Origin of the sequence: Aequoribacter sp., from assembly GCF_965659035.1 — a bacterium.
GTDB lineage: Bacteria > Pseudomonadota > Gammaproteobacteria > Pseudomonadales > Halieaceae > Aequoribacter.
Window position 1 is genome coordinate 1 of record NZ_CBFHWH010000147.1, and the last position, 2,475, is coordinate 2,475.

Annotated in this window: 3 protein-coding genes; all 3 read left to right on the forward strand. The window is 53.9% G+C overall.

Translation table 11 applies throughout. The features are described 5' to 3' along the window. The coding region (locus ACTF5Z_RS11855; RefSeq protein ID WP_438985816.1) for an FtsX-like permease family protein at positions 1-942 on the forward strand (942 nt) is incomplete at its 5' end. Continuing rightward, positions 935-1,615 carry an ABC transporter ATP-binding protein gene (locus tag ACTF5Z_RS11860; protein WP_438985817.1) on the forward strand — a complete coding sequence of 227 codons (681 nt, stop codon included), beginning with the start codon at positions 935-937 and terminating at the stop codon, positions 1,613-1,615. The genes ACTF5Z_RS11855 and ACTF5Z_RS11860, both read left to right, overlap by 8 nt. After that, the coding region (locus ACTF5Z_RS11865) for an ABC transporter permease (protein WP_438985818.1) at positions 1,612-2,475 on the forward strand (864 nt) is incomplete at its 3' end. The genes ACTF5Z_RS11860 and ACTF5Z_RS11865, both read left to right, overlap by 4 nt.

Below are 2,475 nucleotides of genomic sequence, written 5' to 3' on the forward strand. Positions count from 1 at the left end.
ACACAAGCCTTGCTGGGTTCGGGCAGCCTAATCAGCGGCGCTCGTATCATGGGTGTTGATACCACGACTTTGGCAACTGTGTCCCCTTGGTTGGAGACCGTGGCGCGTCAGCTTGAGCAGGCAGCGGATATCCGTTTTGGTGTTGTATTGAGCAACAGCTTGGCGGCGAGTTTGGCTGTGATGCCGGGCGATGACGTAAAGATGACCTTACCTGATGTGGTAGTTAGCCCGTTCGGTGTATTTCCGAAAACGAAAACCTTACGTGTTGTAGGCGTTTTTGACCTCAGTATTAATCAATCGAGCGCCGATGCCTTCATGGATTTAGAGACGGCGGAGCGTCTACTGCGACGCGATCGTGACGGTTGGCAAGTGCGCGGGCAGGATCTTTGGCAGGCGCCAACGCTTGCGAGTACCATCAATACTGAGCTCAGTCCTTTGGGGCTTCATGCGACGGATTGGACCGAGACGCAGGGCTCGCTGTTTGCCTCTATTAAAATGGAAAAGCGCATGGTCGCGGTGTTACTGTTTTTGGTGGTTGTGGTGGCGGCGTTTAATTTAATAGCTACCTTGGCCATGTCGGTGCAGTCGCGCCGCAAAGATATCGCGGTGTTGGGTATGATGGGGCTCTCGCACACCCAGTTGGCACTGGTGTTTTTACTTCACGGTTTGCTGATGGCTTGTGTCGCCATTGCGATTGGGACCTTGGTGGGTGTTGTGTTGGCGATTAATCTGCCCGATATTGTGCGCTTGGTTGAACTGGCATTTGGTTTCAAAGTGTTTGATCCGACGGTGTATTTTATTAGCGATTTGCCTTCGCACTTGCTTTGGTCTGATGTTTTTTGGGTGGTGACTATCGCGCTACTGTTAAGCATCTTAGCGTCCATCTATCCCGCCTTGCGAGCAGCGCGAATCTCGCCTGCAGAGGTATTGCGCTATGAATAATCTGGTTTTGGAATGTCTCAGCCTCGCAAAGCAATACGCCGATGGGGCGAACAGTGTTCAGGTATTGAATGATCTGAATTTCGAGCTCAATGCCGGTGAGCTCGTGGCTATCCTTGGTGTATCAGGCTCGGGTAAGTCCACCTTACTGAACGTGCTCGGGGGTCTCGACGAACCTACCGCTGGAGACGTCCGGGTTAAAGGTGTCTCGTGGTCACGTTTAAGCGTAAGCCAGCGCTGCACTTACCGTAACGAGTCCCTAGGTTTTGTATACCAGTTTCATCATTTGCTAGCGGATTTTAATGCGTGGGAGAACGTGGCTATGCCTCTTCGCATTGCGGGGATGTCGCAGGTCGACGCCAAAAGCCAGGCCCTACAATGGTTGGACCGTTTGGGTCTGTCTGCGCGTGCTAGCCATCGTCCTTCTCAGCTATCGGGTGGCGAGCGCCAGCGAGTCGCGATTGCCCGAGCCTTGGTGCGTGAACCCGCTGTCGTGCTGATGGATGAGCCCACCGGTAACCTAGATCAGGGGTCGGCCGAAAGGGTGTTGTCCACGCTCGAAGGGCTTAGAGACTTGAATACGGCCTTTGTTATTGTGACTCACGATGATTCGGTCGCAGCCAGAGCTGATCGGCGTTTGCGTCTAGAGCAAGGCCAGTTAGTGGCGATCCCATGAACCTCAGATTTCGACTAGGGATAGCGCTTCGCTACGTTCTGACACGCGAGCAAGCGCCTCTGTCGCGTTTTTTAAGCTTGCTGTCAGTCACGGGGTTAGTGTTGGCCGTGGCCCTAATGGCGGTCGTTATGTCTGTTATGAATGGCTTTGACCGAGAAATGCGTACCCGTGTGTTGGCGGTTATTCCGCACGTATCCGTCATGGGAGCGGGTGGATTGGAACCGAACGACTTAACAGAGCAGTTGCTAAGCAACGCCGACGTACAAGGTGTGACACCTTTCGTCGAATTACAGGGGCTTGTGCAAAATGGCAAGCAGGTAGAGGCTTTTGTTGGCGTGGGCGTTTCTGATCCGAGTTCTTGGCTGTTGCCCGGCATGATCTCTGATGACAAGCCCAAGCCCGGTGTATGGGTAGGAGAGCGCCTGGGGCAACGTCTAAACGCAAGCGTTGGCGATCGGGTCAGTGTTGTGATACCAGATTCGGGCGACCAAAAGGCCAGGGCGCACACAGTGACCATTGCGGGTTGGCTAAGCACCCAAACCGAGGCGGATGACGCCCTGATCTTATTGCCACTGCAAGACGCCCAGCGTTTTGTGGGTTATGAGTCAGACAAGGTCAGTGGTCTGAAAGTTCAGCTGCAAGACGTTTTCTTAGCGCCTTGGTTCGCTCAGGGTTTGCAGTATACCCTGGCGCCAACCCAGTACGTCCGGCACTGGGGTATGACGCACGGTAATCTGTACGCGGCTATTCAGTTGTCGCGGGATCTAATCGTTATCTTGGTAGCGGCCGTTGTGCTTATCGCCGCGTTCAACGTAGTTTCTTCGCTGGTCTTGTTGGTGACTGACAAACGCGAGGAGGTA